At 72.4% G+C, this 26620-nt stretch carries 31 protein-coding genes; 11 read left to right on the plus strand and 20 right to left on the minus strand.

What is annotated here, in order from left to right; translation table 11 throughout:
- From AC1DUQ_RS01330 to AC1DUQ_RS01355, 6 genes are all read right to left on the minus strand, one after another.
- A partial coding sequence (locus AC1DUQ_RS01330) for an ArsR/SmtB family transcription factor (protein WP_477073308.1) occupies positions 1–273 on the minus strand: 273 nt, incomplete at its 3' end.
- Between the two features lie 46 nt (positions 274–319).
- Entirely contained in the window at positions 320–1564 is a 1245-nt protein-coding gene (locus AC1DUQ_RS01335) for an MFS transporter (RefSeq protein WP_477073300.1), read from the minus strand.
- A 34-nt stretch (positions 1565–1598) separates the two neighbouring features.
- On the minus strand, positions 1599–2039 hold the full coding sequence (locus AC1DUQ_RS01340; protein WP_477062517.1) for a type II toxin-antitoxin system PemK/MazF family toxin: 441 nt from the start codon (positions 2037–2039) through the stop codon (positions 1599–1601).
- Between the two features lie 18 nt (positions 2040–2057).
- Entirely contained in the window at positions 2058–2531 is a 474-nt protein-coding gene (locus AC1DUQ_RS01345) for a hypothetical protein (protein WP_477062516.1), read from the minus strand.
- A gap of 82 nt (positions 2532–2613) precedes the next feature.
- Positions 2614–3177, minus strand: coding sequence for a GNAT family N-acetyltransferase (locus AC1DUQ_RS01350; RefSeq protein ID WP_477062515.1), 564 nt, complete (start codon positions 3175–3177; stop codon positions 2614–2616).
- The gene (locus AC1DUQ_RS01355; RefSeq protein ID WP_477062514.1) at positions 3174–3581 is read right to left on the minus strand and encodes a type II toxin-antitoxin system VapC family toxin; all 408 of its coding nucleotides are present in this window, start codon (positions 3579–3581) and stop codon (positions 3174–3176) included. Before AC1DUQ_RS01355 ends, AC1DUQ_RS01350 begins: the two co-directional genes overlap by 4 nt.
- A gap of 45 nt (positions 3582–3626) precedes the next feature.
- Between AC1DUQ_RS01355 and AC1DUQ_RS01360 the strand changes: the two genes are divergently transcribed.
- From AC1DUQ_RS01360 to AC1DUQ_RS01390, 7 genes are all read left to right on the plus strand, one after another.
- On the plus strand, positions 3627–4055 hold the full coding sequence (locus tag AC1DUQ_RS01360) for a nitroreductase/quinone reductase family protein (RefSeq protein WP_477062513.1): 429 nt from the start codon (positions 3627–3629) through the stop codon (positions 4053–4055).
- Between the two features lie 29 nt (positions 4056–4084).
- On the plus strand, positions 4085–5194 hold the full coding sequence (locus AC1DUQ_RS01365; RefSeq protein WP_477062512.1) for an AAA family ATPase: 1110 nt from the start codon (positions 4085–4087) through the stop codon (positions 5192–5194).
- Positions 5173–5799, plus strand: a complete 627-nt coding sequence (locus AC1DUQ_RS01370) for a class I SAM-dependent methyltransferase (RefSeq protein WP_477062511.1) — start codon at positions 5173–5175, stop codon at positions 5797–5799. Before AC1DUQ_RS01365 ends, AC1DUQ_RS01370 begins: the two co-directional genes overlap by 22 nt.
- 79 nt (positions 5800–5878) lie before the next feature.
- A complete protein-coding gene (locus tag AC1DUQ_RS01375) occupies positions 5879–6298 on the plus strand; it encodes a YciI family protein (RefSeq protein ID WP_477062510.1) in 420 nt (139 codons plus the stop codon).
- Positions 6299–6321: 23 nt separating this feature from the next.
- A complete protein-coding gene (locus AC1DUQ_RS01380) occupies positions 6322–7593 on the plus strand; it encodes an RNA polymerase sigma factor (protein WP_477073309.1) in 1272 nt (423 codons plus the stop codon).
- 92 nt (positions 7594–7685) lie between these two features.
- On the plus strand, positions 7686–8669 hold the full coding sequence (locus AC1DUQ_RS01385) for an ABC transporter ATP-binding protein (protein ID WP_477073301.1): 984 nt from the start codon (positions 7686–7688) through the stop codon (positions 8667–8669).
- Complete coding sequence (locus tag AC1DUQ_RS01390) at positions 8666–9664, plus strand: ABC transporter permease subunit (protein WP_477062508.1); 999 nt, start codon at positions 8666–8668, stop codon at positions 9662–9664. Before AC1DUQ_RS01385 ends, AC1DUQ_RS01390 begins: the two co-directional genes overlap by 4 nt.
- A 5-nt stretch (positions 9665–9669) precedes the next feature.
- Here AC1DUQ_RS01390 and AC1DUQ_RS01395 read toward each other — a convergent pair whose 3' ends face one another.
- Together AC1DUQ_RS01395 and AC1DUQ_RS01400 are read right to left on the minus strand one after the other, a co-directional pair.
- Entirely contained in the window at positions 9670–10446 is a 777-nt protein-coding gene (locus AC1DUQ_RS01395) for an ABC transporter permease (protein WP_477062507.1), read from the minus strand.
- A complete protein-coding gene (locus tag AC1DUQ_RS01400; RefSeq protein ID WP_477062506.1) occupies positions 10443–11384 on the minus strand; it encodes an ATP-binding cassette domain-containing protein in 942 nt (313 codons plus the stop codon). Before AC1DUQ_RS01400 ends, AC1DUQ_RS01395 begins: the two co-directional genes overlap by 4 nt.
- Positions 11385–11470: 86 nt before the next feature.
- On the opposite strand from AC1DUQ_RS01400, the gene AC1DUQ_RS01405 reads away from it, so the two are divergent.
- Positions 11471–12247 carry a TetR/AcrR family transcriptional regulator gene (locus tag AC1DUQ_RS01405; protein ID WP_477062505.1) on the plus strand — a complete coding sequence of 259 codons (777 nt, stop codon included), beginning with the start codon at positions 11471–11473 and terminating at the stop codon, positions 12245–12247.
- A gap of 9 nt (positions 12248–12256) precedes the next feature.
- On the plus strand, positions 12257–12517 hold the full coding sequence (locus AC1DUQ_RS01410; RefSeq protein WP_477062504.1) for a GlsB/YeaQ/YmgE family stress response membrane protein: 261 nt from the start codon (positions 12257–12259) through the stop codon (positions 12515–12517).
- A 43-nt stretch (positions 12518–12560) separates the two neighbouring features.
- Here AC1DUQ_RS01410 and AC1DUQ_RS01415 read toward each other — a convergent pair whose 3' ends face one another.
- From AC1DUQ_RS01415 to AC1DUQ_RS01455, 9 genes are all read right to left on the minus strand, one after another.
- A complete protein-coding gene (locus AC1DUQ_RS01415; protein WP_477062503.1) occupies positions 12561–14453 on the minus strand; it encodes a glycoside hydrolase family 11 protein in 1893 nt (630 codons plus the stop codon).
- Between the two features lie 176 nt (positions 14454–14629).
- Positions 14630–15709 (minus strand): hypothetical protein, encoded by a 1080-nt coding sequence (locus AC1DUQ_RS01420; RefSeq protein WP_477073302.1) that lies wholly within the window; start codon positions 15707–15709, stop codon positions 14630–14632.
- A 63-nt stretch (positions 15710–15772) separates the two neighbouring features.
- On the minus strand, positions 15773–15976 hold the full coding sequence (locus AC1DUQ_RS01425; protein WP_477062501.1) for a helix-turn-helix domain-containing protein: 204 nt from the start codon (positions 15974–15976) through the stop codon (positions 15773–15775).
- Positions 15976–16473 carry a DUF2975 domain-containing protein gene (locus tag AC1DUQ_RS01430; protein WP_477062500.1) on the minus strand — a complete coding sequence of 166 codons (498 nt, stop codon included), beginning with the start codon at positions 16471–16473 and terminating at the stop codon, positions 15976–15978. The genes AC1DUQ_RS01425 and AC1DUQ_RS01430 overlap by 1 nt, the downstream gene beginning before the upstream one ends.
- 71 nt (positions 16474–16544) lie before the next feature.
- Complete coding sequence (locus AC1DUQ_RS01435; protein WP_477073303.1) at positions 16545–16967, minus strand: iron chaperone; 423 nt, start codon at positions 16965–16967, stop codon at positions 16545–16547.
- A gap of 33 nt (positions 16968–17000) precedes the next feature.
- Positions 17001–19424 (minus strand): ATP-binding cassette domain-containing protein, encoded by a 2424-nt coding sequence (locus AC1DUQ_RS01440; RefSeq protein WP_477073304.1) that lies wholly within the window; start codon positions 19422–19424, stop codon positions 17001–17003.
- 49 nt (positions 19425–19473) lie between these two features.
- Positions 19474–20661 carry an RNA polymerase sigma factor gene (locus tag AC1DUQ_RS01445; protein ID WP_477073310.1) on the minus strand — a complete coding sequence of 396 codons (1188 nt, stop codon included), beginning with the start codon at positions 20659–20661 and terminating at the stop codon, positions 19474–19476.
- The gene (locus tag AC1DUQ_RS01450) at positions 20658–21098 is read right to left on the minus strand and encodes a YciI family protein (protein ID WP_477062497.1); all 441 of its coding nucleotides are present in this window, start codon (positions 21096–21098) and stop codon (positions 20658–20660) included. The genes AC1DUQ_RS01445 and AC1DUQ_RS01450 overlap by 4 nt, the downstream gene beginning before the upstream one ends.
- 79 nt (positions 21099–21177) lie before the next feature.
- On the minus strand, positions 21178–21984 hold the full coding sequence (locus AC1DUQ_RS01455; RefSeq protein WP_477073305.1) for a hypothetical protein: 807 nt from the start codon (positions 21982–21984) through the stop codon (positions 21178–21180).
- Between the two features lie 166 nt (positions 21985–22150).
- Between AC1DUQ_RS01455 and AC1DUQ_RS01460 the strand changes: the two genes are divergently transcribed.
- Complete coding sequence (locus tag AC1DUQ_RS01460) at positions 22151–22501, plus strand: hypothetical protein (protein ID WP_477062495.1); 351 nt, start codon at positions 22151–22153, stop codon at positions 22499–22501.
- 3 nt (positions 22502–22504) lie between these two features.
- On the opposite strand, the gene AC1DUQ_RS01465 is transcribed toward AC1DUQ_RS01460, so the two are convergent.
- The 3 genes from AC1DUQ_RS01465 to AC1DUQ_RS01475 are packed head-to-tail and all read right to left on the minus strand — an operon-like array spanning position 22505 to position 25833.
- On the minus strand, positions 22505–24190 hold the full coding sequence (locus AC1DUQ_RS01465; protein WP_477073306.1) for a glycoside hydrolase family 9 protein: 1686 nt from the start codon (positions 24188–24190) through the stop codon (positions 22505–22507).
- 21 nt (positions 24191–24211) lie between these two features.
- Entirely contained in the window at positions 24212–24994 is a 783-nt protein-coding gene (locus AC1DUQ_RS01470; protein WP_477062493.1) for an MBL fold metallo-hydrolase, read from the minus strand.
- 2 nt (positions 24995–24996) lie between these two features.
- Positions 24997–25833: an alpha/beta hydrolase gene (locus tag AC1DUQ_RS01475; protein WP_477062492.1), complete on the minus strand. Its 837-nt coding sequence runs from the start codon at positions 25831–25833 to the stop codon at positions 24997–24999.
- A 229-nt stretch (positions 25834–26062) separates the two neighbouring features.
- On the opposite strand from AC1DUQ_RS01475, the gene AC1DUQ_RS01480 reads away from it, so the two are divergent.
- Positions 26063–26620 (plus strand): oxidoreductase (locus tag AC1DUQ_RS01480; protein ID WP_477073307.1); only part of this gene is annotated, 558 nt, incomplete at its 3' end.

The raw sequence follows: 26620 nt of genomic DNA on the forward strand, positions 1-26620 counted from the left end.
CTCCAGCACCGTGCGGACCGCGCCGCGGTGCTCCGGCGCGAGCCGGTACCAGACCCACGTGCCCCGGCGCTCGGCCGTGACCAGGCCCGCGTCCTTGAGCACCTTGAGGTGGTGGGAGACGGTCGGCTGCGACACCGACGTGAGCTCGCTGACGTCCTCGACGCAGACCTCGCCGGACGGGCTGGCGGCGATGAGCGAGAGCGCGCGCAGGCGCAGGGGGTCCGCGAGGGCCTTGAGCGAGCGAGCCACCTGGTCCGCGGACGCGGGGCTCATGGCGATGCTCGTCACGGGCCTATATTGATGGATCTCGATCCAAGGATCAAGCCGGTTCGGGCGCGTGCAGCTCGTCGGTGTGCGCCACGTGCCGCAGCTGGTGCCAGATGAGCACGACGAAGATCRCCGAGCCGACGAACGCGAACCAGAACGGCGCCGTCACCCCGTACCGCTGCGCGAGCAGGCCGCCGATCGCCGCGCCGACCACCAGCCCGCCGAACACCCCCACCAGGTTCACGCTCCCGACCCGCCCCTGGAGCTCGGTCGGCACCGCCCGCTGCCGGATGGTCACGGAGGTGGTGCCCCAGACGAACGCGTGCGCACCGAACACGAAGAAGACCACCAGCGCGAACCAGGCGGTCGTGGTGAGCGCCAGCGCGAGGTGCGTGAGGGTCTCCACGATGAGCCCGATCCGCATGAGGTTGGCCAGGCTGACCCGTCGGGTGATCCAGCCGTAGGACACCGTCCCGACCAGCCCGCCGACGGCCCCGACCGTGGTGATGAGCCCGAACCCGATCGCCCCGAGGCCCAGCTGCTCCCGCGCGTAGAGCACGAGCACCGACCACGCGGCGCCGAACGTCACGTTGAAGATGAGGATGGTCAGCACCAGGGTCCGCACCGCTGCGTGGTGCCGGACCCAGCGGACACCCTCGGCGATGTCGTGCCGCAGGTGCGTGGTTCTCGGCTCGGTCAGGTGCGGGGGCAGCGAGATCCGCGAGACGAGCACCGCTCCGGCCGCCACCAGCAGCGCGTCCGCGGCGAACGGCCACGCCTGTCCGGCCGCGAACAGGAACGCCCCGAGGGGCGGGCCGACGAGCTGGTTCACGGTGACGAACCCGGCCAGGATGCGGCTGTTGGCCAGCGCCAGGTCGTCGCGCTGGACCAGCATCGGCACCATCGTGCCCGAGGCGTTGTCGGCGAACGTCTCCGCGGTGCCGAGCAGGAACATCGCCACCAGGACGAGCACGATGGTGGCCACGTCGAAGGCCACGGCGGCGGCCAGCAGGATCAGGACGACGGTACGCAGCGAGTCCACGAGGATCACGAGCCGACGCCGGTCCAGCCGGTCGGTGAGCGCGCCGGCCCACAGGCCGAACAGCAGCGGCGGCAGCCACTGGAGCAGGGCCGCGAGCGCGACGAGGAACGCGTCCTCGGTGCGCGACGCCACGAGGAGCGGGCCGGCGGCGATGACGATGCCGTCGCCGAGGTTGGAGCTCCACGACGAGGCGAGCAGCCACCGGAACCCGGTGCCCAGCCTGCGCGGGACGACGACGTCGACGATCCGGCTCACAAGGGCGAGACGCTAGTCGACGCCGACGAACAGGTCACCCGAGATCGGCGGCGGAGCCGCGGTACCAGTGGACGAACGCCTCTCCCGGCTCGCCGAGGTACCGGCGGAACGCGGACGGGTGGAGCGTGATCGGCCGGCGGTCCAGCCAGCTCGCCTTCGGCAGCCCGGGCACCCCCTGCGGGACCCGGAGGTAGTCACGGCGGCCGGTGCGGTCCTGCGACGTGAACCTCGCGACCTCGCACGTCGTGCCGACCACGGACAGGACGAGCACGGGGCGGTCCTTGCTGCCGGTGCCCTCCTCGAACGGCACCTGGGCGAACCAGACCTCCCCGGTCCGCGGTCGCGTCCCGCGTGGCCGGGTCGGGCGCTGACCGGCCCCCCGGGGGCGGCGTAGCCAGCCGATCAGGAGGATCGCGGCGATGACGCCGAGGGTGGCCCACGGGTGCTCGGCAGGCAGCTGCGCGATCTCGCTCACGCGAGCGAGCGTAGGGCTTCACTCTCCGTCTCGGACGGAGCGCTCCTCCGGTGCCCGGACGCCCAGCACGTCGCGCTCGAGCGCCACCAGCGCCTCGTCGACCACGCGGACGGTGGCAGCACGGTGACCCAGTGGGTGTGGCCGTCGGTACTGCTCGCGTTGCTCGTTCGTCAGGTACCACGGAGGCGCGGACGTCGACAGCAGCCGGTCCACCGCAGTGACCTTGGTGACTGCGTCGGGTGAGCCCAGCACCTTGACGCGCAGCAGGAGGAAGCGCAGGTCACCGGAGACCGAGCTGTCGGACGGCACCTTCCGGAGCGCCTCTGTCCTGGCCCGCTGCAGCACGGGCACGGCCTCGACGTACAGCTCGTACCGCCGCTCGCGACGCCACGCCTCCCGCTGCGCCCGCACGGAGAACCGGTGGCTGAGCCATGCGCCCACCACCACGCCGACGAGGCCGACGACCACGGTCACGGCTGCAGACGTGTCCACCGGTCCAGGCTACGGACCCCGCTCGTTCGCCGCCTCGGACTGCGGGACCAGCATGCCGCCGAGTCGCACCCCGAGGCGAGGGTCATCGCACGGGCTCGGCCTCCCGGGCGACCGGGACCACCGGGACCAGCACGAGCGAAGGCGCCGGGTCGGTGGCCAGCCGCGCGTGCGTCTCGACGTGGTACCGGTCGCTGCCGTACCGGAGCTTCGCGCGTTCGATCCCCTCGGCGGAGAACCCGGCGTTGGAGGCCACCCGGCAGGACGCGGGGTTGTTCACGCGGTGCCCGAGCTCGAGCCGGAACAGGCCGAGGGTGTCGAACGCGTAGGCGGCGACCGTGGCGAGCGCGCGGGACGCCAGGCCGTGGCCGCGGCGGCTGGCCGACACCCAGTACGAGGCCCACGCGGTGTCGTGCCGGCGCTCGATGTGGCTCAGCGCCACGTGGCCGACCGCCGTCCCGTCGACGCGGATCGCGAACGTGATCGTCCCCTCGTCGTGGGTGAGGTACCGCTCGATGTAGCTGCGGGCGGCCTCGGGCGTGCCGAGGGCCTCGTCGCCGAGCTGGACCGCGAGGTCGGGACTGTCCCGCACGGCGGCGGCGAGGGCCTCGTCGTCGTCGGTCGACCACGGGCTGAGCGTCACGTTCATGCGGCGGGGTCCAGCAACGCGTCGAACGGTGCGGTCGCCACGACGCCGGCGACCGTGCGCGCGAGCTCGTCGTCGAGGGTCACGAGGTAGTCGGCCTGCAGTCGCGTCAGGGCGACGTACTCCGCGGCGTAGGTGGACGCCCAGCCGAGCTCGTCGGCGATCTTCCAGGCCGTGTTCCGCAGGACGCCGTCACCGAGGAGCCGGATGGACATCCGGTTCAGTCGCGCGAGCCGCTCGCGGGCCTCCGAGGACGTGAGGTCGCCGCGGTGGACGGCCTCGTGCATCGCGGACAGCGCCTGCGAGCGCAGCAGGGTCGGGGCGAGCAGCTCGTGGTTCTCGGGCATCGCAGAGCCCGACTCCGCGAGCCGCAGGGCGGCAGCGGCGTCGACGACGAATCGGGTCATCCGAGAATCGTCGCACCGCGGTGCGACACGTGCTCTCATCTAGGCATGACCAGCACCGTCCTCATGCGGTCCTTGAGCTGGCTGCACCGCGCGCTCCTGCGGCTGACCGGCGGGCGGTTCGGCGGTGAGCTCGTGGGTCTGCCGTCGCTCGAGCTGGTGACGACAGGACGCCGGTCGGGCAGGCCTCGATCGTCGATGCTGACCGCGCCGGTCACGCTGGGGGAGACGCTCGTGATCGTGGCGTCCGCCGGGGGGAACGACGAGCACCCGTCCTGGTTCCTCAACCTGCGCGACCACCCGCAGGTGCAGGTCGCGCTCGGCGGCGGCCCCGCCCGTCCGATGCTGGCCCGGGTGGCGACGACGGACGAGCGCGACCGGCTCTGGCCGCGGATCGTCGAGGCGCTGCCGAACTACGCGCGGTACCAGGAGCGGACGTCCCGCGTGATCCCCGTGGTCCTCCTCGAACCGGTCTGAGCGTCGGCGCCCGCCGCTAGGGTCGCGCCATGATCCGGACGCTCGCGGTCGAGGGGTACCGCAGCCTGCGCTCCCTCGTCCTGGGCCTGGACGACCTCACGGTGGTCACCGGTGCCAACGGGAGCGGCAAGACGAGCGTCTACCGGGCACTCCGCCTGCTCGCCGAGGTGGCTCGTGACGGTGCCGTCTCGTCGCTGGCGCGCGAGGGCGGGATGCGGTCCGCGATGCACGCCGGCCGGCGCTCGGAGGGGCCGGTCGCGGTCCGGCTGGGCATCGCCACCGAGGACCTCTCGTACGCGATCGACCTGGGACTGCCGCAGCTGGGTCCGTTCAAGCTCGACCCCGAGATCAAGTCCGAGGTCGTGTGGGCCGGCGCCGTGCTGCGGCCGTCGACGGTCCTGACCGAGCGCACCGGATCGCGGATCCGCACGCGCGACGACTCCGGCGCGTGGACGACCGTCCCGCTCACCGTCGGCGACCACGAGTCGGTCATGGCGCTCCTGGCCGACCCCGCCGCGACGCCCGACCTGTTCGCGCTGCGGGAGCAGGCCCGCCGCTGGCGGTTCTACGACCACCTGCGGACCGACGCCGAGTCCCCGGCGCGGCGGCCGGGGATCGCCACCTTCACGCCGGTGCTCTCCGCCAGCGGCGACGACCTCGCCGCGGCGCTGCTGACGATCGACCGGGTCGGAGACGCCGATGCGCTGCAGGCGTCGGTCGACGTGGCGTTCCCGGGCTCGCGTCTCGTGGTCACGGAGGAGGACGACGGCGTCTGCCGCGTCGGCATGACCCAGCCCGGGCTTCGCCGCCCCCTGTCCGCCGCCGAGCTGTCCGACGGCACGCTCACGTTCCTGCTGCTGGTCGCCGCCGCGCACGCCACCCGACCGCCGGACCTGCTGGTCCTCAACGAGCCGGAGTCGAGCCTGCACCCGAGCCTCATGCCCGCCGTGGGTGCCCTCATCGCGGCGGCGGCGGCGGAGCGGTCGCAGGTGCTCGTCGTCACCCACTCCGAGGACCTGGTCCGGGCCCTGCGTTCGGCGGGCGCCACCACCATCGAGCTCACCAAGGGAGGCGGTGCGACCTCGGTGGACGGAGCCGGGCTGCTCGACGGTCCCCCGTGGACGTGGCCGAAGCGATGAGCGAGGCGTACTGGGACGGCCAGGCGGCGACCTACGACCGCACGACCGCGTTCCTCGAACCCCGGCTGCTCGCGCCGGCGCGGCAGTGGATCGCCGAGCGCGTCTCGGGCCGGACTCTCGAGGTCGGCGTCGGCACCGGGGCCAACCTGCCCTACTACGCCGACCGCGTCACCGACCTCACGCTCACCGACGTCAGCGCCGCCATGCTCCGGGCAGCCTCCGCACGGGCCGCGGCGATCGGCGTCCCGGTGCGCCTGCTGCAGGCCGACTCCGCGCACCTGGACCTGCCGGACGCCTCGTTCGACACCGTCGTGAGCACGCTGGCCCTGTGCTGCGTGGACGACGAGCTCGCCGTGCTGGCCGAGCTCGCGCGCGTGCTGCGCCCGGGCGGCCTGCTGCTGATGGCCGACCACGTGGAGTCGTCCGCCGGCTTCGGCCGCGCGGTGCAGGGCATGCTCGAGCGCGTTACGCCTCGTCACGCGGGAGAGCACTACCGCCGACGGCCTCTGCTGCTGCTGGAACCGGCCGGCCTCGAGCTCGTCGAGAGCGCCGCGTCGCGCTGGCGGCTGGTCGAGCGGCTGTCCGCGAAAGTCGTCGGGACGTGATGTCGATCCGGTGGTTCCACCGCTCGACTGACGGGTGAGAGGGTCCGATGGGGGCCCACGACACAGCCAGGAGACGACCGTGAAGTACATGCTGATCATGCGCGCGACCGACGAGGCGCTCGAGGCGTTCCAGAGCGTCGACTTCGAGCAGATCATGGAGGCGATGGGTCGGTTCAACGACGAGATGATCTCCGCCGGCGTCCTGGTGGCCGCCGAGGGCCTGGACGACGCGGCCGACGGGGTCGTCATCGACTTCTCCTCGCAGCCGCCCGTCGTCAGCGACGGCCCGTACGGCGAGACCAAGGAGCTGTTCGGCGGCTTCTGGATCCTCGACGTCGCGTCCAAGGAGGAGGCCGTCGAGTGGGCCAAGCGCGCACCCATGACGGGCCCCGGCCAGAAGACCGAGATCCGCCGGGTGACGACCATCGAGGAGTTCCCGCAGGACAACGAGTGGATCCAGAAGGAGCGCGCGTGGCGGGAGCGGACCGGGCAGCTCTGACCGGCGGGAAGGCGAGCGAACCCGTGGCGGGAGCGGAGCGGCCAGCTCGGACCGGCTCCGGCTCGGGTCGCGACGCGGTCGAGGCCGTCTGGCGGATCGAGTCCGCGCGCATCGTCGCGACCCTGGCCCGGTTCACCGGGGACTTCTCGCTCGCGGAGGACCTGGCCCAGGAGGCGCTGGCCGCGGCGCTCGTGGCGTGGCCGCGCGACGGCGTGCCGAGCAACCCCGCGGGCTGGCTGCTCACGGTGGGTCGTCGGCGCGCGATCGATGCCTACCGTCGCCGGTCGGCACTCGACGAGCGGTACGCCCTCCTCGCCCGGGACCTGGGCGAGGAGGGTGACGACGACTGGGACCCCGACCGGATCGACGACGACGTGCTGGCCCTGATGTTCATCGCGTGCCACCCGGTGCTCTCGCGGGAGGCCCAGATCACGATGACGCTCCGGGTGGTCGGCGGCCTGACCAGCGACGAGATCGCCCGGGCGCTCCTGGTGCCCACCGCCACGGTCCAGGCGCGGATCACCCGCGCCAAGAAGACGCTCGCGGCGGCACAGGTGCGGTTCGACGTGCCGCCCGCCGACGAGCGCCGCGCACGCCTCGGCTCGGTGCTCCACGTCCTATACCTGGTGTTCACCGAGGGCTCGTCGGCCACGACCGGCGCCGACTGGATCCGGACCGACCTGGCCCACGAGGCGATCCGGCAGACCCGTGTRCTGGCGYAGCTGGTGCCCGACGAGGCCGAGGTGCACGGGCTGCTCGCCCTGCTCGAGCTCACCGCCGCCCGGTTCCCGGCGCGGGTGCGCGACGACGGTGCCCCGGTGCTGCTCGAGGCGCAGGACCGCAGGCGCTGGGACCGCGCGGCGATCCGGCGCGGGCGGGCCGCCCTCGCCACCGCCGGGCGTGTGGGCCGTGGGCTCGGGGCGTACGGCGCCCAGGCGGCGATCGCCGAGTGCCACGCGGTCGCGCCCTCCGTGGCTGCGACCGACTGGGACCGGATCGTGCTGCTGTACGAGGCGCTCGGCCGCCTGGCACCGTCTCCCGTGGTGGAGCTCAACCGGGCGGTGGCGGTCTCCATGGCGCAGGGGCCGGCGGCGGCGCTGCCCCTGGTCGACGAGCTCGTCGCCACCGATCGGCTCTCGGGATCGCACCTGCTGCCGAGCGTCCGCGGCGAGCTGCTGACCCGGCTGGGCCGGACCGACGAGGCCCGGCGCGAGCTGGAGCTCGCGGTCCGGCTGTGCGGAAACGCGCGGGAGCGGGGTGTGCTGGAGGGCAAGCTCGCCGCGCTGACGCGCTGAACTGCCCGTCTGGTCCCTGGGGAACCGCTACGGTGCACGCGACCGGGCGCTGTGCTCGTTCCTCGCGTCCGACCGTCAAGGGGCACACCGACGTGTCAACGGAACTCGCCATCTCCACCCGCGGCCTGCGCAAGACGTACCGCAGCCGGACCGGCAAGCGAGCGGTCGCGGTCGGGGGCCTGGACCTGGACGTCCCGGTCGGCGGGGTGCACGGGTTCCTCGGCCCGAACGGCGCCGGCAAGACGACCACGATCCGCATGCTGCTGGGCCTGATCCGCGCGGACTCCGGGACCATGTCGCTGTTCGGCGAGGAGGTGCCACAGCGCCTGCCGGAGGTGATCGGCCGCGTCGGCGCGATCGTCGAGCAGCCCAAGTTCTTCCCCAGCTTCTCCGGCCGCAAGAACCTGTCGATGCTGGCCCGGGCCATCGACGCCCCGACGCGGCTGGTCGACGTGGTGCTCTCGGACGTCGGTCTGCTGGACCGTGCCGACGACCGCTACAAGGGCTACTCGCTCGGGATGAAGCAGCGGCTCGCCATCGCCGCCACGCTGCTCAAGGACCCGGACCTGCTCATCTTCGACGAGCCGACCAACGGGCTCGACCCCGCCGGGATCCGGGAGATCCGCGGCACGATGCGGGGGCTCGCCGACCGCGGCAAGACCGTGCTCGTCTCCAGCCACATCCTGGCCGAGGTCGAGCAGGTGGCCGACACCGTCTCGATCATCGCGCGCGGCGAGCTCATCGCGAGCGGCCGCGTGGCGGACCTCATCGGCACCGGGGTGGCGGCCACGGTCCGGGTGGGCGTGGCCGATCCGCAGCGCGCGCAGCAGGTGCTCGGCGCGCAGGGCTGGACGGTGCGTCCCGACGGCCGGTACCTCCTGGTCGACGGCGGGGTGCCCCCGGCGCACATCACGCAGGCGCTCGCGGCACACCAGCTGTTCGTCGAGGAGCTGGTGCCTCTGCGCGCCGACCTGGAGTCGGTCTTCCTCGAGCTCACGGCGGGCCGAGGCCCGGGGACGCACGCGCCACCGACCGGGGACGCCAGACCCGCGCACCACGTGGGGGCGGAGTCGTGAGCCGGTTGCTGCGGGTCGAGCTCGATCGGTTCGCGTCCCGCACCCTGATCCGGGTCGGCGTCGTCGCCGTCCTGGTCATCAGCTGCTTCGCCGTCGTCTCGGCGTGGAACTCCGCCTCCCCGCCGTCGCAGGCCGAGCAGGACCAGGCGCGGGTCTACTACGAGCAGGCGCTCACGGACTGGGAGCAGAACGGCGAGCAGTACGTCGCGGACTGCCGCGCGCAGGAGGAGACCGACAGGGCGACCGCCGAGGACCCCGCGATGGTCGACTACGGGTGCGACGACATGACCGCGCCCGAGCTCGCGCAGTGGATACCGGCCAGGCCCACCTTCGACCGGGACACCGTCGTGCTGCTCACGTCGGTGTCCGCGCTGTTCGTCCTGGCCCCCGTGCTGCTGGCGGCGAGCTTCGTCTCGGCGGAGTTCTCGACCGGCTCGATCGGCAACTGGCTCACGTTCGCCCCGCGCCGGGTGCGCGTCTACCTGAGCAAGGTCGTCGCGGCCGCGCTGGCGGTCGTGCCGGTGGCTCTGGTCGCCGTGGCGATCGTCCTCGGCGGGTCGTGGGCGGCCTACCGGCACTTCGACACGATCAACGCCGGAGCCTCGACCGACCTGGGCTCCCCGATCGCCGTGGCTCTGCGCATCGTCGCCCTGACGCCGGTCACCGCCGTGATCGGTGCCGCCCTCGGCTTCCTCGCGCGACACACCGCGGCCGTGCTCGGCGTGGTCCTGGGGTGGCTGGTGCTGGTCGAGACCATCCTGGTCAACTGGGTCCAGCACCTCCAGCCGTGGACGCTGGGCCTCAACGTGTCGGCGTGGGTCTCGGGCGGCGCGACGTACTTCACGCTCGAGTGCACGACGACGGCGTCCGGCCGGTCGTGCCAGAGCGTCGAGCACGTGCTGTCGCAGACGCAGGGCGCGGTGTACCTGCTCGTGCTCACCGCGGTGGTCGCCGGCGTCGCGCTCCTGGTGTTCCGGCGGCGCGACGTCGGCTGACCCCGTCAGCGGCCCAGGTGCGCCCAGCGCCGGACCGCGAGCGTGCCGAAGATCGCGACGAGCACGATCGGCCAGACGACGGCCAGGAGCACCACGTTGTCGGACGCCCACCCACTGGCGGCCACGGTCGGGTTGCCGAACAGCTCGCGCGTCGCGGCCACGGTCGCCGTCACCGGGTTCCACGCCGACAGCGCCTGCAGCCAGCCGGGCATGGTCGAGATCGGCACGAACGCGTTCGACAGGAACACGAACGGCCACACCAGGATCTGCACCGCCATCACGCCGCCCTGCCCGCGGAACAGCAGGCCGAGGTAGATGCCGACCCACAGGAACGCGAACCGCAGGAGCAGCAGGAGGCCCACGCCGGCCAGCGCGCTGCCGAGCCCCTCGTGCACCCGCCACCCGACCGCCAGCCCGGCGACCAGCAGCACCGCGAGGCCGACGACGCTCGCGAGCATGTCCGCGGTCGCCCGACCGAGCAGCACCGCGGCGCGGGACATCGGCAGCGACCGGAACCGGTCGGTCACCCCGCGCTGCACGTCCTGCGACACCGCGGTCATGGTGCTCTCCAGCCCGAACGCCATGGTCACGGCGAGCATGCCGGGGAACAGGAACTCGATGTAGCCGCCGGGCACCTCGATGGCGCCGCCCAGCAGGAACCCGAACATCAGCAACAGCAGGATCGGGAACGCGAGCCCGATGAGCAGGTCCCACGGCTGGCGCCGCCAGTGCCCGAGGTCGCGCAGGGTCACGGTCCAGGAGTCACGCAGGGCCCAGGTCATGCGGCCTCCTTCGTCGTTCCGGTCAGGTGCAGGAAGACCTCGTCGAGGGTCGGCCGGCGCAGGATCACGTCGTCGACGGCGATCCCGGCGTCGTCGAGCGTCCGGACCACGTGCGTGAGGGCTGCGACGCGGTCGGTGACCGTCGCGGTGACCCGGCGACCGTCGAGATCGACCTCCGCGTCCCCCGCGACTGCCCGCAGCGCAGACCGAGCGGCCGGCAGGTCCACCTCGTCGCGGACGACGACGTCCAGCCGGTCCTGCCCGATCGATGCCTTGAGCGCGTCAGGGGTGCCCTCCGCGGCGACGCGGCCCTGGTTCAGCACGGTGACCTGCGACGCGAGCTGGTCCACCTCTTCGAGGTACTGGGTGGTGAGCAGCACGGCGGTCCCGCCCGCGACGAGCGCCCGCACGGACTGCCACACCTCGCGCCGGCCGCCGGGGTCGAGGCCCGTGGTCGGCTCGTCGAGCAGCAGGACCGTCGGGTCGAGGACGAGCCCCGCCGCCAGGTCGAGCCGGCGCCGCATGCCGCCGGAGTAGGTGGAGACGGGCCGGTCGGCGGCGTCGAGGAGGTCGAACCGCTCCAGCAGCTCCTCCGCGCGCAGGCGCGCCTGCCGGGTGCCCAGGTGGCTCAGCCGGCCGAACATCACCAGGTTGTCGCGGCCGCCGAGGATCTCGTCGACGGCCGCGTGCTGGCCGACGAGCCCCAGGTGGCGGCGCACCTGGGCCGGCTGCCTGACGACGTCGAAGCCGGCGACGCTCGCCGAGCCGCCGTGCGGGTCCAGGAGCGTCGACAGGATGCGCACGGTCGTCGTCTTGCCCGCGCCGTTGGGGCCGAGCAGGCCGTGCACGGTGCCCGGCTCCACCGAGAGGTCGAGGCCGTCGAGCACGGTGGTGTCGCCGTACCGGCGGGTCAGTCCGAGGGTCTGGATGGCTGTCATGGGCTCCTCCGTCGTCTAGCCGTACACTGTACGGTAAGAAACGCACGACGTCACCCCGGTGTTCCCGACGGGGGAGGATGGGTGCCATGACGGAGATCACGGGCATCGGGGACCCCGCCCGGAGCATGGCTCTGCTGTGGCGCGAGTCGGAGCCGGCACCCCGCGGACGGGGTGCCGCGGCCGGGCTCTCGGTCGACCGCGTGGTGACCGCCGGGATCGCGCTCGCGGACGGCGAGGGGCTCGGCGCGCTGTCGATGCGCCGGCTCGCCACCGACCTGGGCGTCGGCGCGATGACCGTCTACACGTACGTCCCCGGCAAGGCGGAGCTGGTCGACCTCATGGTGGACTCCGTGCTCGCGGAGACCGCGGACCTGTACGCCCCGACCTCCGACGACTGGCGCGCCCGGCTCGAGGCCGTCGCCCGCGCCAACTGGTCGCTGTACGAGCGGCACCCGTGGCTCCTGCACGTCGCCGCGTCGGGGCGCCCACCGCTGGGCCCGGGCGTGATGGCCAAGTACGAGCTCGAGCTCCGCGCGGTGGACGGCAGCGGGCTCGACGAGGTCGCGATGGACGCCGTGGTCACGCTCGTCGGCGGCTTCGTGGCCGGCACCGCGCGGGGCGTCGTCGAGCAGGCCGCCGCCCAGCAGGCCACCGGGATCAGCGAGGCCGAGTGGTGGGCCGCCACCGAGCCGTTCGTCGCGCGGGTGTTCGACGCCGAGGCGTACCCGACGGTCGCACGCGTCGGACCGATCGCCGGCGAGGCCCAGCAGGCGGCCTACGACCCGCGCCGCGCGTTCGAGTTCGGCCTCACGCGGCTGCTCGACGGCGTCGCGGTGCTGGTCGAGGGGACAAACCGGCCATAGTCTCAGGCCATGCTCATCCTCGGACTGATCCTCTTCGGCATGCTGATCGGTGCCCTGGCCCAGCTCATCCTCGGCAAGGACCGCAAGGGGATCGACTGGACCATGGCGATCGTCGCCGGGCTTGTCGGCTCGTTCGTCGGTGGGCTGCTGGCCAGCCTGCTCTCCGGCGACGGGCTCGAGCTGCGCCCGAGCGGCATCATCGGCTCGATCGTGGGCGCGCTGATCGTCACCGCGATCTGGCGCGGCACCCGGGGCCGCGCGAGGGCCTGAGGACGACAGCCCCCCGCGGGGGACTGCCGTCCTCGTCCTTGATTCAGCCGGTCGCGCAGGTGGCGCTCGGCGTGGTGGTGCTGCCGTTCTTCATGATCGTGACGCCGAACGTGTTGCCGGCGCCGTTCGGCCTCGCCTGACGGGTGGAGCCGCTGCCGCTGAGCGTCGCGTTCCAGCTGTTCTGGACGCTCTGGCTCCCCGACAGGTTCAGCGTGACCACCCAGCTGCTGCTGCCGCTGACCGAGTAGCTCACGTTGAACCGGTCCGACCACTCGTCAGCGCGCGCGGCGGTCACGGTGCAGGACCCCGCCGGCGGGTTCGTCGTCCCGCCCCCACCGCCGGCGCTGGACGGTGCGACCGCCCGGCCCGTGCTGCTCGAGATGTGACCGGTGCAGAGGTTCCGCGACGCCAGGTCGTTCAGGATGTTCGGCAGCGCCTGCTGGGTCGCGGCCGGCCAGTCGTGCATGAGGATGATCTGGCCGTTGGTGAGCCGGGCGGCTGCCTGCCGGATGGCGTCTGCACTCGCGTTGTTCCAGTCGTTCGAGTCGACGTCCCAGATGATCTCGCGCAGGCCGAGCGAGGACTCGACGTTCTTGAGCGTCTGGTTGGTCTCGCCGTACGGCGGCCGGAAGAGCGTCGGGGTGACCCCGGCGGTCTGCTGGATTGCGGTCTGGGTGCGCGTGAGCTGCGACTGGATGTCTGACTGGCTCAGGTTCACCAGGTGCGGGTGGTCCCAGCTGTGGTTGCCGATCTGCAGGCCGGCGTTCTTGTACGCCTGCATGAGCGACGCGTTCGACTGGGCGTTGGAGCCGGTCGGGAACACGGTTGCCGTCGCGCCGGCGTTGCGCAGCGTGGAGATGAGCTGGTTGGTGGTGCCGGTGTTCGGGCCGTCGTCGAACGTCAGGCCCACGTAGCCGGCGGAGCAGCTCGACGTCGTCGGCGGTGGGGTCGTCGTGCCGCCGCCGCTGGAGGTGCCGCACGTGGCCGACGGAGTGGTGTTGTTGCCGTTCTTCATGATGGTGACGCCGAACGTGTTGGAGCCGGTCGACGTGACGGTCCGCCCGTTGACCGACGCGTTCCAGCTGTTCTGTACGGTCTGGCTGCCGTTGAGGTTGAGGGTGGCGGTCCAGGAGCTGGCGCCGCTGACCGTGTAGCTGACGTTGAACCGGTCGGACCACTCCTCGCCGCGGGTGGCGGTGATGCTGCAGCCGCCGGTGCTCGGGGGCGGTGTGGTGGTGCCCCCGCCGCCGGACCCCTCGCTCACGGTGATGTTCGAGCTGCCGCTGCTCTGGTAGCCCTCGGTCGCCATGATCATGTAGTTGTGGGTGCCGAGGTTCATGCCCTTGCTGGCCCAGGCGTCGAAGTGGTTGCCGGACGTGATGGTGCCGCCGGTCTTCTTCGACTGCCGCACGCTCCAGTACTGGTAGAACGTCGCGGTGCCCTGGATCGAGGGCTGGTTCACGCGCTGGGTGCGGTAGATGTCGTACGTGCCGCCGTCGCTGTTCACTGTGCCCATGAACGTGCCCGTGGGCCGGTACGTGCCCCAGTTGTCGACGATGTAGTACTCGATCAGCGGGCTCGTGGTCCAGCCGTACAGGGTCAGGTACGCGTTGCCCGAGGGGTTGAAGCTGCCGGAGTAGTTGACGGTCTTGCGCCCGCCCGTGCTCCAGCCCTTGCCGGCGACGAAGTTGCCGGTGTTGCTCCACTGGGTGGTGTAGTTGCCGCCCGACCCCAGGTTCATGGAGACGGTGCCGGGGGAGTCGGTCCAGAACGAGTAGAAGTACCCGTTGTTCGTGCCGGTCTCGTTCGACGACACGGCGCTGGCCGGGGTGGCGACGGCGAGCCCGGCGACCACCATCGCGCTCGCGGCGCCGAGGGCTGCGAGGGCGCGGAACGACCGGCGTCGTCGCGGCGCGGTACCGATACTTTCGGACATCCTGCACTCCTTTGTGCGTGGGGATCTGCACCGGCATCCGTGGGGAGGTCAGCGCCGTCTCGACGCGTGGAGCGTCGATAACGTTATCGACGCCAGTGTGCAGAGGCGATCTCGCGAAGGGAACAGTGCAGGGACGAAGCGAACCGTTTAGGTTGTCGGGCTCCGAAACTATCGGACTACGCCACCGCGGGAACGGGCTCGGCCTCCGACGGCGCGGACGCCCGTCGCGCCCACGCCAGCACTCCGAGGACGAGCAGGGCGGGGATCCAGCCGTAGAACGCGCCCGACGCCCCGCCGTCCGTCGGTCCGTACAGCTGGGACTGCCCGATCGCCCACCGACCGTCGCCCTCGGGGTCCAGGCCGGTCGAGGCGAGCACGGTGGGGAGCGCGCCGACGGTCGCGCCGACGATCGCCGCCGCCCAGACGCCGAGGAACAGGACGAGCCGACCGCCCGTCACGACCGTGGTGCGCACGGCGAGCCAGACCAGCCCGCCGACGATCCCCCCGACGAGGAGGCCGCTGAGCAGCACGACCGCACTGGGCGCGTCGCGCGTGGTGGTGACCGGCAGCGCCCAGTCGGCGGCCAGGCGCACGGTGAGCGCGAACTCGGACCGTGCCGTCGTCACGTAGCGGTCGACCGTGCTGTCCACGGCCGCGTGCGCGGCCGCGACGGCCCACCACCCGATCGCCGCGACGACTCCGGCGGTGATCGCGGCCGCGAGCGCACCGGCAGGTCGGCTCGCGGGAGCCGGCTCCTCGCCGCGCCGGGCGACCGCGACGGCGGCCAGCCCCACGATCCAGCCGTACACGACGCCCCACGCCCACCCCGCCCGGAGCGGCTCGAGATACCCGAGGGTCAGCAGCCACAGACCCGCGTCGGGGGTGCCGTAGGCGAACAGCCGGCCGCCCTCGCCGGCGATCATCGAGACGACCCCGGCAGCCCAGCCGGCGACGATGACGGCGAACCACACGGCGAGCACGCGAGGCGCGGCGCCGGTCCGGGTGGCGCGGAGCGCCGGGAGCACGAGCAGGGCGAGCGCGCCGAGGAACACCAGGACGGCCAGGACCTCACCGCCTCCGGCGTACCCCGCCCCGCGGACCAGCGACACCGCGGGCGTCGCGGGGGCGAGCMGGCCGACGAGCCCGGGGGAGATGCCGGCCCTGCTCGCCCCKGCGTGGGCGACCGCCGAGACGAACCAGAGCACGAGGCCGAGGCCGAGGGCGGTCAGGAGCGCGCGGTTCGTCCGGATCGGCATCGCCGGAGACTAGCGGCCCGGCACGTGCCCCGTCCGGCGAACGGGCGGATGCGGCGGACCGACCTACGGGACGCGTCGCAGCAGGTCTCCGGGCTGGCACTCCAGCACCGCGCACAGCGCCTCGAGCGTGGTGAACCTGACCGCCTTGGCCCGGCCGTTCTTGAGCACGGCGAGGTTGGCGGGCGTGATGCCGACGCGGTCGGCCAGCTCACCCACGGACATCTTGCGGCGGGCCAGCATGACGTCGACGTCGACGACGATCGGCATCAGATGACCTCGTCGAGCTCGGCGCGCAGCGTGGTGGCCGTCGAGTCGAGGACCATCGCCTTGGCCAGCAGCACCCGCAGGACGAGCACCAGCAGGGCGATCCCGGCCGTGCCCATGCCGCCGATCACGACGAGCAGCACGATCCCGGGCGCCACCGCCTCGCCGGGTGCGAGCACGAACGACAGGACCATCGCCAGCAGGGTGGCCGCGACCGCCGCCCCGATGATGACGTCGACGTACCGGAACGCCGCGGTGCTGAACACGGTGTCGCGCCGGACCATGGTGAGCAGCTGCCACACGCAGACGAGCGCGGCCTGCACGGCGAGCACGCCCAGGATCCCGATGATCATCACCGGCCAGCGCAGGTGCGCCACCGCGGCTCCGCCGTCGTCGATGTCGCGACCGATGGCCGGGATGATCATGATCTGCACCGCCAGCAGGCCGGCGAGCATCAGCACGATCACCACCCGCAGCGCGAGGACGGCCAGTCGGCTCATGGGGTGCTCCTTGGTGGCGATCTATCGATTAACGACAGAAATCTATCGTTATCCCGCCACCAGAGCAACCGTCAGCTGACGGCCTTCCTCACGAGCTCGCCGATCCGCTTCTCGTCCGCGGCCGTCAGACCGGTGAGCGCGAAGGCCGTCGGCCACATGGAGCCGTCGTCGAGGGCCGCCACGTCGTTGAAGCCCAGGGTGGCGTACCGCGTGTTGAACTTCGACGCGGCCTGGAAGAAGACGACCACCTTGCCGTCCTTCGCGTAGGCCGGCTGGCCGTACCAGGTCTTGGGCTCGAGGTCCGGCGCGACCTCCGTGACGATGGCGTGGATCCGCTCCGCCATCGCGCGGTCCCCCTCGGCCATCTCGGCGATCTTCTCGAGCAGGTCGCTCTCGCCGTTCGCCTTGCRCCGCGTCTCCTTGGCGCGCTCCTTGATCGCGGCGCGCTCCTCCGCGGTGAATCCCTCGGCCTCCGTGCTCGTCGTCTTCGCCATCATCGGTTCCTCTCTGGACGTCTTCCGACCACCCTAGGGAGCGGCCGCGACCGCGGCTTCTCCATCCCTGCTCGATGCGGCAGCACTCACGTAGGCGGCCAGGTGCTGGCCCGTGAGCGTCGAGCGGCCGGCCACCAGCTCGGCCGGCGTCCCCTCGAAGACGATCCGCCCGCCGTCGTGGCCGGCGCCGGGACCGAGGTCGATGATCCAGTCCGCGTGCGCCATGACCGCCTGGTGGTGCTCGACGACGATGACCGAGGTCCCGGAGTCGACGAGCCGGTCGAGCAGGCCCAGCAGCTGCTCGACGTCGGCGAGGTGCAGGCCGGTGGTCGGCTCGTCCAGGACGTAGATGCCGCCCTTGTCGCCCATGCGCGTGGCCAGCTTGAGCCGCTGGCGCTCGCCGCCGGACAGCGTGGTGAGCGGCTGACCGAGGCTCAGGTAGCCGAGCCCGACGTCGGCGAGCCGGACGAGGACCGCGTGCGCCGCGGGGGTGCGCGCATCGCCGGCCCCGAAGAACTGCTCCGCCTCGGTCACCGACATCGCGAGCACCTCGCTGATGTCGCGGCCGCCCAGGTGGTACTCGAGCACCGAGGCCTGGAACCGCTTGCCCTCGCACAGCTCGCACGGGGTGGCGACGCCGGCCATCATCGCGAGGTCCGTGTAGATGACCCCGGCGCCGTTGCAGCTGGGGCAGGCGCCCTCGGAGTTGGCGCTGAACAGGGCGGGCTTGACGCCGTTGGCCTTGGCGAACGCCTTGCGGATGGGCTCGAGCAGGCCCGTGTACGTGGCGGGGTTGCTCCGGCGTGACCCCTTGATGCCCGCCTGGTCGATGGACACGACGCCCGCACCGGTCGGCATCGACCCGTGGATGAGCGAGCTCTTGCCGGAGCCGGCCACGCCGGTGAGCACGACGAGGACGCCGAGCGGGATGTCGACGTCGACGTCGCGCAGGTTGTTGGTGGTCGCGCCGCGGATCTCGAGCGTGCCGGTCGCCGTCCGGACGGACTCCTTGAGGGTCGCGCGGTCGTCGAGGTGGCGCCCCGTGATGGTGCCGCTGGAGCGCAACCCGTCGAGGCTCCCCTCGTAGCAGACCGTGCCGCCCGCCGACCCGGCGCCGGGKCCGAGGTCGACCACGTGGTCGGCGATCGCGATCGCCTCGGGCTTGTGCTCCACGACGAGCACCGTGTTGCCCTTGTCCCGCAGGCGCAGGAGCAGTGCGTTCATCCGCTGGATGTCGTGCGGGTGCAGGCCGATGGTGGGCTCGTCGAACACGTACGTCACGTCGGTGAGCGACGAGCCGAGGTGCCGGATCATCTTGGTGCGCTGCGCCTCGCCGCCCGAGAGGGTGCCCGACGAGCGCTCGAGCGAGAGGTACCCGAGCCCGATGCTGACGAACGAGTCGAGCAGCTCGCGCAGGGCCGTGAGCAGGGGTGCGACGGACGGCTCGTCGAGCCCGCGCACCCACTCGGCGAGGTCGCTGATCTGCATCGCGCACGCGTCGGCGATGTTGACCCCGCCGATCTTCGACGAGCGGGCGCCCTCGTTGAGCCGCGTCCCGTCGCAGTCCGGGCACGTGGTGAAGACGACGGTGCGCTCGACGAACGCCCGGATGTGGGGCTGCAGGGCCTCGACGTCCTTGGCCAGGAACGACTTCTGGATCTTCGGGATGAGCCCCTCGTAGGTGAGGTTGATGTTGTCGACCTTGATCTTSGTCGGCTCCTTGTAGAGCAGGTCGTGCAGCTCCTTCTTGGTGAACTTGCTGATCGGCTTGTCGGGGTCGAAGAAGCCCGAGCCGCTGAAGATCCGCCCGTACCAGCCGTCCACGCTGTAGCCGGGGATCGTCAGGGCGCCCTCGTTGAGCGACTTGCTGTCGTCGTAGAGCTGGGTGAGGTCGAAGTCGGTGACCGAGCCGCGGCCCTCGCAGCGCGAGCACATGCCACCGGTGATGGAGAAGCTCCGGCGCTCCTTGGTGGTGGTGCCACCCTTCTCGATGGTCACCGCCCCGGCGCCCGAGATCGACGCGACGTTGAACGAGAACGCCTGGGACGAGCCGAGGTGCGGGACCCCGAGCCGGCTGAACAGGATGCGCAGCAGCGCGTTGGCGTCGGTCGCGGTGCCGACGGTCGACCGGATGTTGGCGCCCATCCGCTCCTGGTCGACGATGATCGCSGTGGTCAGCCCGTCSAGSACGTCCACGTCMGGCCGCGCCAGCGAGGGCATGAAGCCCTGGACGAAGGTGCTGTAGGTCTCGTTGATCATCCGCTGCGACTCGGCGGCGATCGTGCMGAACACCAGCGAGCTCTTGCCCGAGCCGGAGACCCCCGTGAACACCGTGAGCCGGCGCTTCGGGATCTCGATACTGATGTCCTTGAGGTTGTTCTCGCGCGCACCGTGCACGCGGATGCGGTCGTGGGTGTCGGCGACGTGTGCCGCAGTGCTCATCTCGTCCATCACCATGGGCGCCACGCTAGCGGCGGGCGCGGACACCCGTACGGGTGGGACCCGCTCAGCTGAGCCTCGCCACCTGCGCGTCCAGATAGCGGCGCTCCGCCACGTTGGTCGCGCGGCCGGCAGCCCGTCGGTAGTGCGCGAGCGCCAGGTCGGTCTCGCCGGCGAGCTCGTGCAGGTACGCGCGCAGCTGGTCGACCCGGGGCATCCCGTCGTCCACGCCGTCCAGGATTGACAGCCCGGCCGCCGGCCCGTCGACCATCGCCGCCGCGACCGCTCGGTTGAGCGTCACCACCGGGTTGCCGGTCATCCGCTCGAGCAGGCCGTAGAGCGCGAGGATCTGCGGCCAGTCGGTCGCGTCCGCCGAGGGCGCCCGGTCGTGGATCGCGGCGATCGCCGCCTGCAGCTGGTACTCGCCGACCGTCGCGCGTCCGAACGCCCCGTCGAGCAGGGCCGTCCCCTCCGCGATCCGGGTGCGGTCCCAGCGGTTCCGGTCCTGGTCGGCCAGCGGCACCGGCGCACCCGAGGCGTCGGTCCGCGCCGGCCGACGGGCGTCCGTCAGGAGCATCAGGGCGAGCAGCCCGGCGACCTCGGCGTCGTCGTCGACGGTGTGCAGGAGCCGCGCGATCCGGATGGCCTCGTCGGACAGGTCGGCGCGCGTCAGGTCGGAGCCCGCGCTGCTGGTGTAGCCCTCGTTGAACATCAGGTACAGGACGCGCAGGACGCTGCGCAGCCGTGCCGGTCGCTCCTCGGGTGCGGGCATCGAGAACCGCTCGCCCGCGACCCGCTGCTTGGCGCGGCTGATCCGCTGCGCCATGGTCGCCTCCGGCACCAGGAACGCCCGCGCGATCTCCGCGGTGGTCAGCCCGCCGACCGCGCGCAGGGTCAGCGCGATCGCGGACGTGGGGGTCAGCGCCGGGTGGCAGCACAGGAACAGGACCGTCAGGGTGTCGTCGTCCTGCTCGGCGCCGCCGGATGCGGGCTCCGTCGCGACGCGGACCTCGCGGTCGCGGCGGGCGACGTCGCTGCGCCACCGGTCGACCATCCGCCGCGACGCGGTCTGCAGCAGCCACCCACGCGGCTGCGCGGGGACCCCGTCCGCCGGCCAGTGCTGCGCGGCCGCCAGGAGGGCCTCCTGCACCGCGTCCTCCGCGGCGTCGAAGTCGCCCCACCGGCGAGCGAGCGTGCCGAGGACCTGCGGCGCCAGCTGACGCAGCAGGTCCTCGACGTCGTCGGGGACGTTCAGCGGGCGTCGCTCGCCGTCTCCAGGAACGCGTTCATCTCCTCGACGTCCGACGGTCCGTCCTCCATGATCCGGCGCACCTGGATGGGCTGCTGGGTCGGCACCCCGCCGCGTCCGGGCACGGCCGAGACGAGGGCGGCGATCTCCACCGCGCGCGCCTCGGTCTCCGTCTCGACGATCTGGTAGCCGGCCACCCACTCCTTGAACTCCTGGAACGGGCCGTCGGTGACCACCGTCGTGGAGCCGTCCGACGTCACGACCTTCGCCAGGTCGGGGCCGGTGAGGATCTCCCCGCCGACGAGCTCGCCGCTCTCGGTCAGCTCGCGGTTGAGCCGCCCGTAGTAGTTCAGGTGTGCGGCGACCTCGTCGTCGGTCCACGCCGACATGGGGGCGTCGTCGGGACCGCTCTGGAAGTCCACGATCAGCAGGTACTTCGCCATGGTTCTGCTCCTTCGTCGTCGTGCCCAGACTGGCACTGTCACTCGGAGAACGGAGCCGCCCGGCGGTTCTCTACACGGATCAGAACGGGATCTCGGTCGTGACCTGCTCGGCCGGGGGCACGGTGACCGGGGTGCCCGCGCCGACGTGCGTGAAGACCACGGTCGTCGTGGTGCCGTTCAGCTCGTACGAGCTCTTGCGCGGGAGGTCCTGCGCATCGAGCCAGTGGGTGTACGTGAGGGTGGGCGGGAGAACCGTCAGGCCCTCGTCCTCGAGCATCCCCTGGGCGACGTCCGGCGTGATCTTGGTCGAGTCGACCACGACCTGGTACGCCTGCACCTCGACGCCGTCGAGGACCTCGGGAGCGCCCACCTTCGTCACGCTCGTCACCGCCTGGTCCATCCCCTCGAACRCCGACGAGAGGACCTCCCCGAGGTCGCCGAACGCCTCCGCGAGCGGGTTCGCCCCGTCGTTCGGGTCGACCTGGTAGAAGAGGCCGCCGCCGATCTCGGCGATGTTCACGTAGAGCAGGCCGTCCACGAACCGGATCTCGATCGGCCCGACGTCCGGGTCGGTCAGGTGGATCGCGACGTTGTGCTTGCCGCCGGCCAGGTCCGCCGAACCGGTCATCTCCATCGTCGCCGCGCCGGTGACCGAGACGGCGACGTCGTAGCTGGTCGCGGTCGCCTCACCGGCGGTCGCGCGCGCGACGAAGTTCGCGGCGGTGAGCTCCTCGACGGTCGGCGTCGGGGTGGGGGTCGGCGACTCGGCGACCACGGCCTTCGTGGGCGACGGGGACGGTGCGGCGGCCGGCTCCCCGCCGCACGCGGTCAGGCCCGCGGCGACGAGGATCGCGACGGGGAGGGCGGTGAGGCGGGACACGTGCATGGGAACCCCCTGCTGCTGCCGCATCCGGGCGAGCGCCCCCGAGGTGCGCGAGCGGCCAGGCGCGCGACGCGCGACATCCTGGCAGGAGCACCGGCACCGCCGTGGCGGTTTGCCGCGCATTCGCTCGCTCGGACGAGCGCGGGTGCTTCGGGGTAGTTTCGCGGGCATGGACCCGACGTCCTCGACCCGGATGCCCGGCCGCCTCGTGCCCGCGAGCGGCGGTCACGTCCCCGTGCGGGTGCGGGGATTCCTCGACTCGGCCGCGCCCACCCGCGCCACCCGCTCCGAGCGGGGGTTCGCCGTCGCGCTGGCCCGGAGCGAGCACGACGTCGTCAAGGTGCTCGATGGTTCCACGGTCCTCGGGTTCCTGCCGGCCACGTGGTCGCAGACGGTCGACTTCGAGCTCTGGTCCTGCGAGCAGGCGGGGGAGCCGGCCCTGGCCCGGGCGGTGCTCGAGGGCGTCCCCGGCGAGCGCGACCTGTTCGTCATGCTCGACTGGAAGCGCCGCCGGGCCTGACCTTCATCTGTCGAGGAACGTGGCCACCCAGACCAGGGGTGCGTTCCAGCGGATGCAGACGTCGTTGGTGACCTCGGACGTGGGCTCGTCCAGGTAGCAGAGCTGGGGTGCGAGGCCGGCGAGCCGCGGGTCGTCGGGGAAGTCCGGCGCGGGGACCGAGTTGGCGCCGCCCGCCAGGGCGCCTGGCGGTGGTGGCGGCATCGCGGGGTCGAGGTCGTGGCCGAACTGGCGGGTGCGCTGGTGGTGGCTGTGGTCGGTGCCGTACCCGGTGACGTAGCTCTGGCCGAGCGCGTTGCGTCCGAGCAGGTAGTCCACGCCGGAGGCGACCGCGTCGCGGTAGGCGGTGCTGCTGGTGACCAGGTGGGCGACCCCGAGGACGACGAGGTTGTTGAGGATCCGGCCGTTCGACCCCCAGCCCCACCCGTCGGCGGGTGCGTAGGGCTGCCCCCATGGCTGGCGGGACTGCAGGTCGAGCAGCCGGTCGGCGGCGCGGCGAACGCCGTCGACCACCCGCGCGTGGTCCTCGAGCCGGCGGCCGTGCAGTGTCAGGTCCAGGCGCGCGGGCGCGCTGACGCGGTGGAAGTCGTACCCGGCSGTGTCGAACGGGTCGGCGGCGTGCTCGGAGCAGTCGAGGACGTGCTCCTCGTAGACCCGCTCCCCGGTGGCCAGCCAGAGCTCGGCGGCGGCCCAGTAGAAGTCGTCGCCCACGTCGCCGTCGTCGTACGGACCGCCACCGTGCCGCGCGTGGTCGTCCGGCGGGAGGAGGTCGGGGTGTCGCCGCGCCGCGTCGTAGGCCGTCCGCGCGGCAGCCAGCAAGCGCGCGGCGTAGGCGGGATCGGTCGGCCGGAAGTGTCGGGCGCCGGCCGCTGCGGCCGCCGCGAGATGCAGCGCCGCGGTGGTCGACGGTCGGTGCAGGACGCGTTCCGTGGGGTCGAGGTGCGGCCATCCGGGCAGGGGCGACCAGGCGACACCGTGCACGCGGTGGAACGCGAGCCCGGCCAGCGGTCGGTCCGGCGGCACCTGCATCCGCAGCAGCCAGTCGAGCTGCCACCGGCACTCGGCGAGCACCACGTCGGCCCGCGGGTCGTCGGGTGGCAGGACGTCGAGCGCGCCGAGCAGCTGCCACACCGCGAGGGCACCGCTTGTCGTGTACTTCCCGTAGTCGCCGGCGTCGTACCAACCGCCCGACACGTCGTAGGTGCCGTCGTCGTGCCAGCCCGGGTAGAGGGCCTCCGCGTCGGGACCCGTCCAGGCGGGCACGGCGACGTCCCCGGGGTGTCCGGCCGGGCGCTCGTAGCCGGGCACGTCGACCGGGGCGCCCGACCGCATGAGCGAGAAGAAGCGCAGGGCGTCGTCGCCGAGGTCGGCGTATCGGCGGCCGTCCACGACGAACGGATGGCTGACGTGCTGAGCGGACCGGACCCGGAACGACCCCTCGGGAAGGCCGGTGAGGTCGAGCACGTGCACCGGGAGGCCGGAGGTCGGTTCGGGACGGACCGGCCACGGCCGCGACACCCCGGTGAGGACGATGCGGTCGTCGTCACCGACCACCTCGAACGCCACGGGACCGGGTTCCGTCGACACCAGCGTGGCGCCCATCGGCAGGCCCGGGACGTAGCCGAGCTGGTTCACCCGCACGGCGGGCCGCTGCGCGAGGACGTCCTCGACGGACCACTGTGGCCAGCTCACGCCGGAAGCCTAGGCGAGCGCTCAGACCTCGACCACGAGTGGCCGGCCCGGTTCGGCCCATGCGGTGCGCCCCGGCTCGGGGGTGAGCTCCGGTCGATCGAGCGCGGCGGGCCCGTCGACGAAGTGCGACCAGCCCTCGTAGTGCACCGGCAGGACGATCCGGGGTCGCAGCGCGCGGCACAGCTCGCGGCCGTCCTGCACCGTCATCGAGTAGCGCAGCGGACCGGTCACGGGGAACCGCACCCCGCCGAGGTGCAGGATCGCGGTGCCGACGCGCCGCCGCTCGGCCACCTGGCGCACCCCGCGGTAGAGGACCGTGTCGCCGGAGAACCACACGGACCCGTGCTCCTGGCCCTCCCAGGTCAGGTCGAACCCGATGACGGCACCGGCGATCGGACGGCTGCCGACCGGTCCGTGCCGGCACGGGGTGGCCGTGACGGTGAGGGTCGGACGGTCCGGGTGCGTGAGCGTCGTCGTCGTCCAGGGGTGCAGGCCGACTGCCGGCGGACCGAGTCGCCGTGCGCCCGGCACGGTGGTCAGGACCGTGGGTGCGCTGCCGAGCAGCCGCCGTCCGGCGTCGTCGAGGTTGTCGGCGTGGTGGTCGTGGGTGAGCAGGACGGCGTCGATGTCGCCGATCTCGTCGGCCGGGACTGCCGGGCCGGTGGTCTTGCGGGACGACGTCCCCCAGCCGAACTTGTAGGTCCGGCCGGGGGCGTCGAAGGTCGGGTCCGTGAGGATGCGCCAGCCGTCGACCTCGACCAGCGTCGTCGGCCCTCCGACGTGCGTGAACGTGAGGGTCGACACCGTCAGGACGCGGCGGAGCTCTGCGCGGGAGCCCAGTCGGACTGGGCGAGCGCCCAGTCCAGTGCCCGGTCGGCGATCTCCTCCCAGCCCTCCCCGGCGACCATGAGGTGCGGACGGCCGTCGTACGTCTCGTGCTCGGTGATCGTGCCCTCGCCGCGGTAGTGCTTGGCGTTCGACGCCTGCACCGACGGCGGCATGATGTGGTCCGCGGAGCCCGACAGGAAGAGCAGCGGCACACGGTTCGGGTTGCTGAAGTCCACCCAGGCGTCCTGGTGCCCCGGCTGCACGTTCGCGAGCACCGAGTCGATGAGCACGCGGCCGGACGCCGGGATGTGGTAGCGGTCGTAGAAGTACCGCGACTCCTCCTCGGTGTACGTGTTGGTGAAGGCGTAGGTCCACTCCTCGAGCGACAGACCGACCGCGCGGTGGTGGTTCGCCGGGTTCTTGACCACGGGGAACACCGACTTCAGCTGGGACCACGGGGTGGTCTTGACGCCCTCGACCGGCGCCGAGTTCAGCGCGACGGCCGCGCTGCCGTGCCCCCGGTCGAGCATCAGCTGCAGGAACGTCCCGCCCGCCGAGTGACCCATGAGGATCGGCGGCGTGGGGGTGTCCAGCGAGCTCAGGAACGCGTCGAGGTGCGATGCGATCGCGTCCGTCGTGAGGTCGGCGATCGGCGTCGGGTCGGCCCGCAGAGCCTCCACCTCGACCTCGAAGCCCGGGTAGCCGGGCGTGTGGACGGTGTAGCCCTTCGCCTCGTAGTGCGCCTTCCACCCCTCCCAGGAGCGCGGTGTGACCCAGAACCCATGGATGAGCACGATCGTGTCGGGGGTCGTCATGACGTCTCCTCGTCTCGCGGCGGTCGGTCCCGTCCGCCCGCTCAGCAGCACGGTCGCACCCGGTACCCGGGGCGCACTGTGCTGGCCGTGCACGGTTCTGGTGCGGGCGTGCAGACCCCGGTTGACCTGGGACCTCCTACCCACGAAGCGCTTCGACGACCGGCGGACGATCGAGCCACCACTGGCACTGCCCCGGCCGCACCGTCGCGCGCCGGAGGAAAGGACTCCGATGTCCGCGTTCGCCCACGTCATCGCACCCGGACGCATCGGCGCCCTCGAGCTCGCCAACCGCGTGATCATGCCGCCGATGGGGACCAGCCTCTCCGACGCGGACGGCCACTTCTCCAACCGGCAGGTGGCCTGGTACGCCGAGCGCGCCGGCACCGGGGCGGGCCTGGTGGTCACCGAGCTCACCGCCGTGAGCCGCGACCTCGAGCTCACCGCGGGCCTGGCCCACGCCGACTCCGACGCCGCGATCCCGGCCCTGACCCGGCTGGCCGACGCGGTGCACGCCAAGGGCGGCAGGCTCGGTGTGCAGCTCACGGCCGGCATGGGACGGAACAACCCCGCGTACACGCCCGAGCAGCCGCCGGTCTCGGCGTCGGACAACCCGAACTTCTTCGACCCCACCGTCCTGTGCCGCCCGCTGACCACCGACGAGGTCCGCGCGCTCGTCGGCCGGTTCGCCGAGGCGGCGGTCCGGTGCGCGGCCGCGGGCGTCGACATGGTGGACCTGCACGGCCACACCGGCTACCTGATCGACCAGTTCCTCGGCCCGCAGTGGAAC

The organism is Cellulomonas sp. P4_B5_2, from assembly GCF_056402235.1.

What these genes read in the sequence shown, in the direction of transcription:
- AC1DUQ_RS01355 (WP_477062514.1), bottom strand. Translation starts at nt 3,581, where the DNA reads ATGACCCGATTCGTCGTCGACGCCGCTGCCGCCCTGCGGCTCGCGGAG.
- AC1DUQ_RS01410 (WP_477062504.1), top strand. Translation starts at nt 12,257, where the DNA reads ATGCTCATCCTCGGACTGATCCTCTTCGGCATGCTGATCGGTGCCCTG.
- AC1DUQ_RS01350 (WP_477062515.1), bottom strand. Translation starts at nt 3,177, where the DNA reads ATGAACGTGACGCTCAGCCCGTGGTCGACCGACGACGACGAGGCCCTC.
- AC1DUQ_RS01365 (WP_477062512.1), top strand. Translation starts at nt 4,085, where the DNA reads ATGATCCGGACGCTCGCGGTCGAGGGGTACCGCAGCCTGCGCTCCCTC.
- AC1DUQ_RS01430 (WP_477062500.1), bottom strand. Translation starts at nt 16,473, where the DNA reads ATGAGCCGACTGGCCGTCCTCGCGCTGCGGGTGGTGATCGTGCTGATG.
- AC1DUQ_RS01425 (WP_477062501.1), bottom strand. Translation starts at nt 15,976, where the DNA reads ATGCCGATCGTCGTCGACGTCGACGTCATGCTGGCCCGCCGCAAGATG.
- AC1DUQ_RS01415 (WP_477062503.1), bottom strand. Translation starts at nt 14,453, where the DNA reads ATGTCCGAAAGTATCGGTACCGCGCCGCGACGACGCCGGTCGTTCCGC.
- AC1DUQ_RS01460 (WP_477062495.1), top strand. Translation starts at nt 22,151, where the DNA reads ATGGACCCGACGTCCTCGACCCGGATGCCCGGCCGCCTCGTGCCCGCG.
- AC1DUQ_RS01395 (WP_477062507.1), bottom strand. Translation starts at nt 10,446, where the DNA reads ATGACCTGGGCCCTGCGTGACTCCTGGACCGTGACCCTGCGCGACCTC.
- AC1DUQ_RS01400 (WP_477062506.1), bottom strand. Translation starts at nt 11,384, where the DNA reads ATGACAGCCATCCAGACCCTCGGACTGACCCGCCGGTACGGCGACACC.
- AC1DUQ_RS01405 (WP_477062505.1), top strand. Translation starts at nt 11,471, where the DNA reads ATGACGGAGATCACGGGCATCGGGGACCCCGCCCGGAGCATGGCTCTG.
- AC1DUQ_RS01360 (WP_477062513.1), top strand. Translation starts at nt 3,627, where the DNA reads ATGACCAGCACCGTCCTCATGCGGTCCTTGAGCTGGCTGCACCGCGCG.
- AC1DUQ_RS01450 (WP_477062497.1), bottom strand. Translation starts at nt 21,098, where the DNA reads ATGGCGAAGTACCTGCTGATCGTGGACTTCCAGAGCGGTCCCGACGAC.
- AC1DUQ_RS01475 (WP_477062492.1), bottom strand. Translation starts at nt 25,833, where the DNA reads ATGACGACCCCCGACACGATCGTGCTCATCCATGGGTTCTGGGTCACA.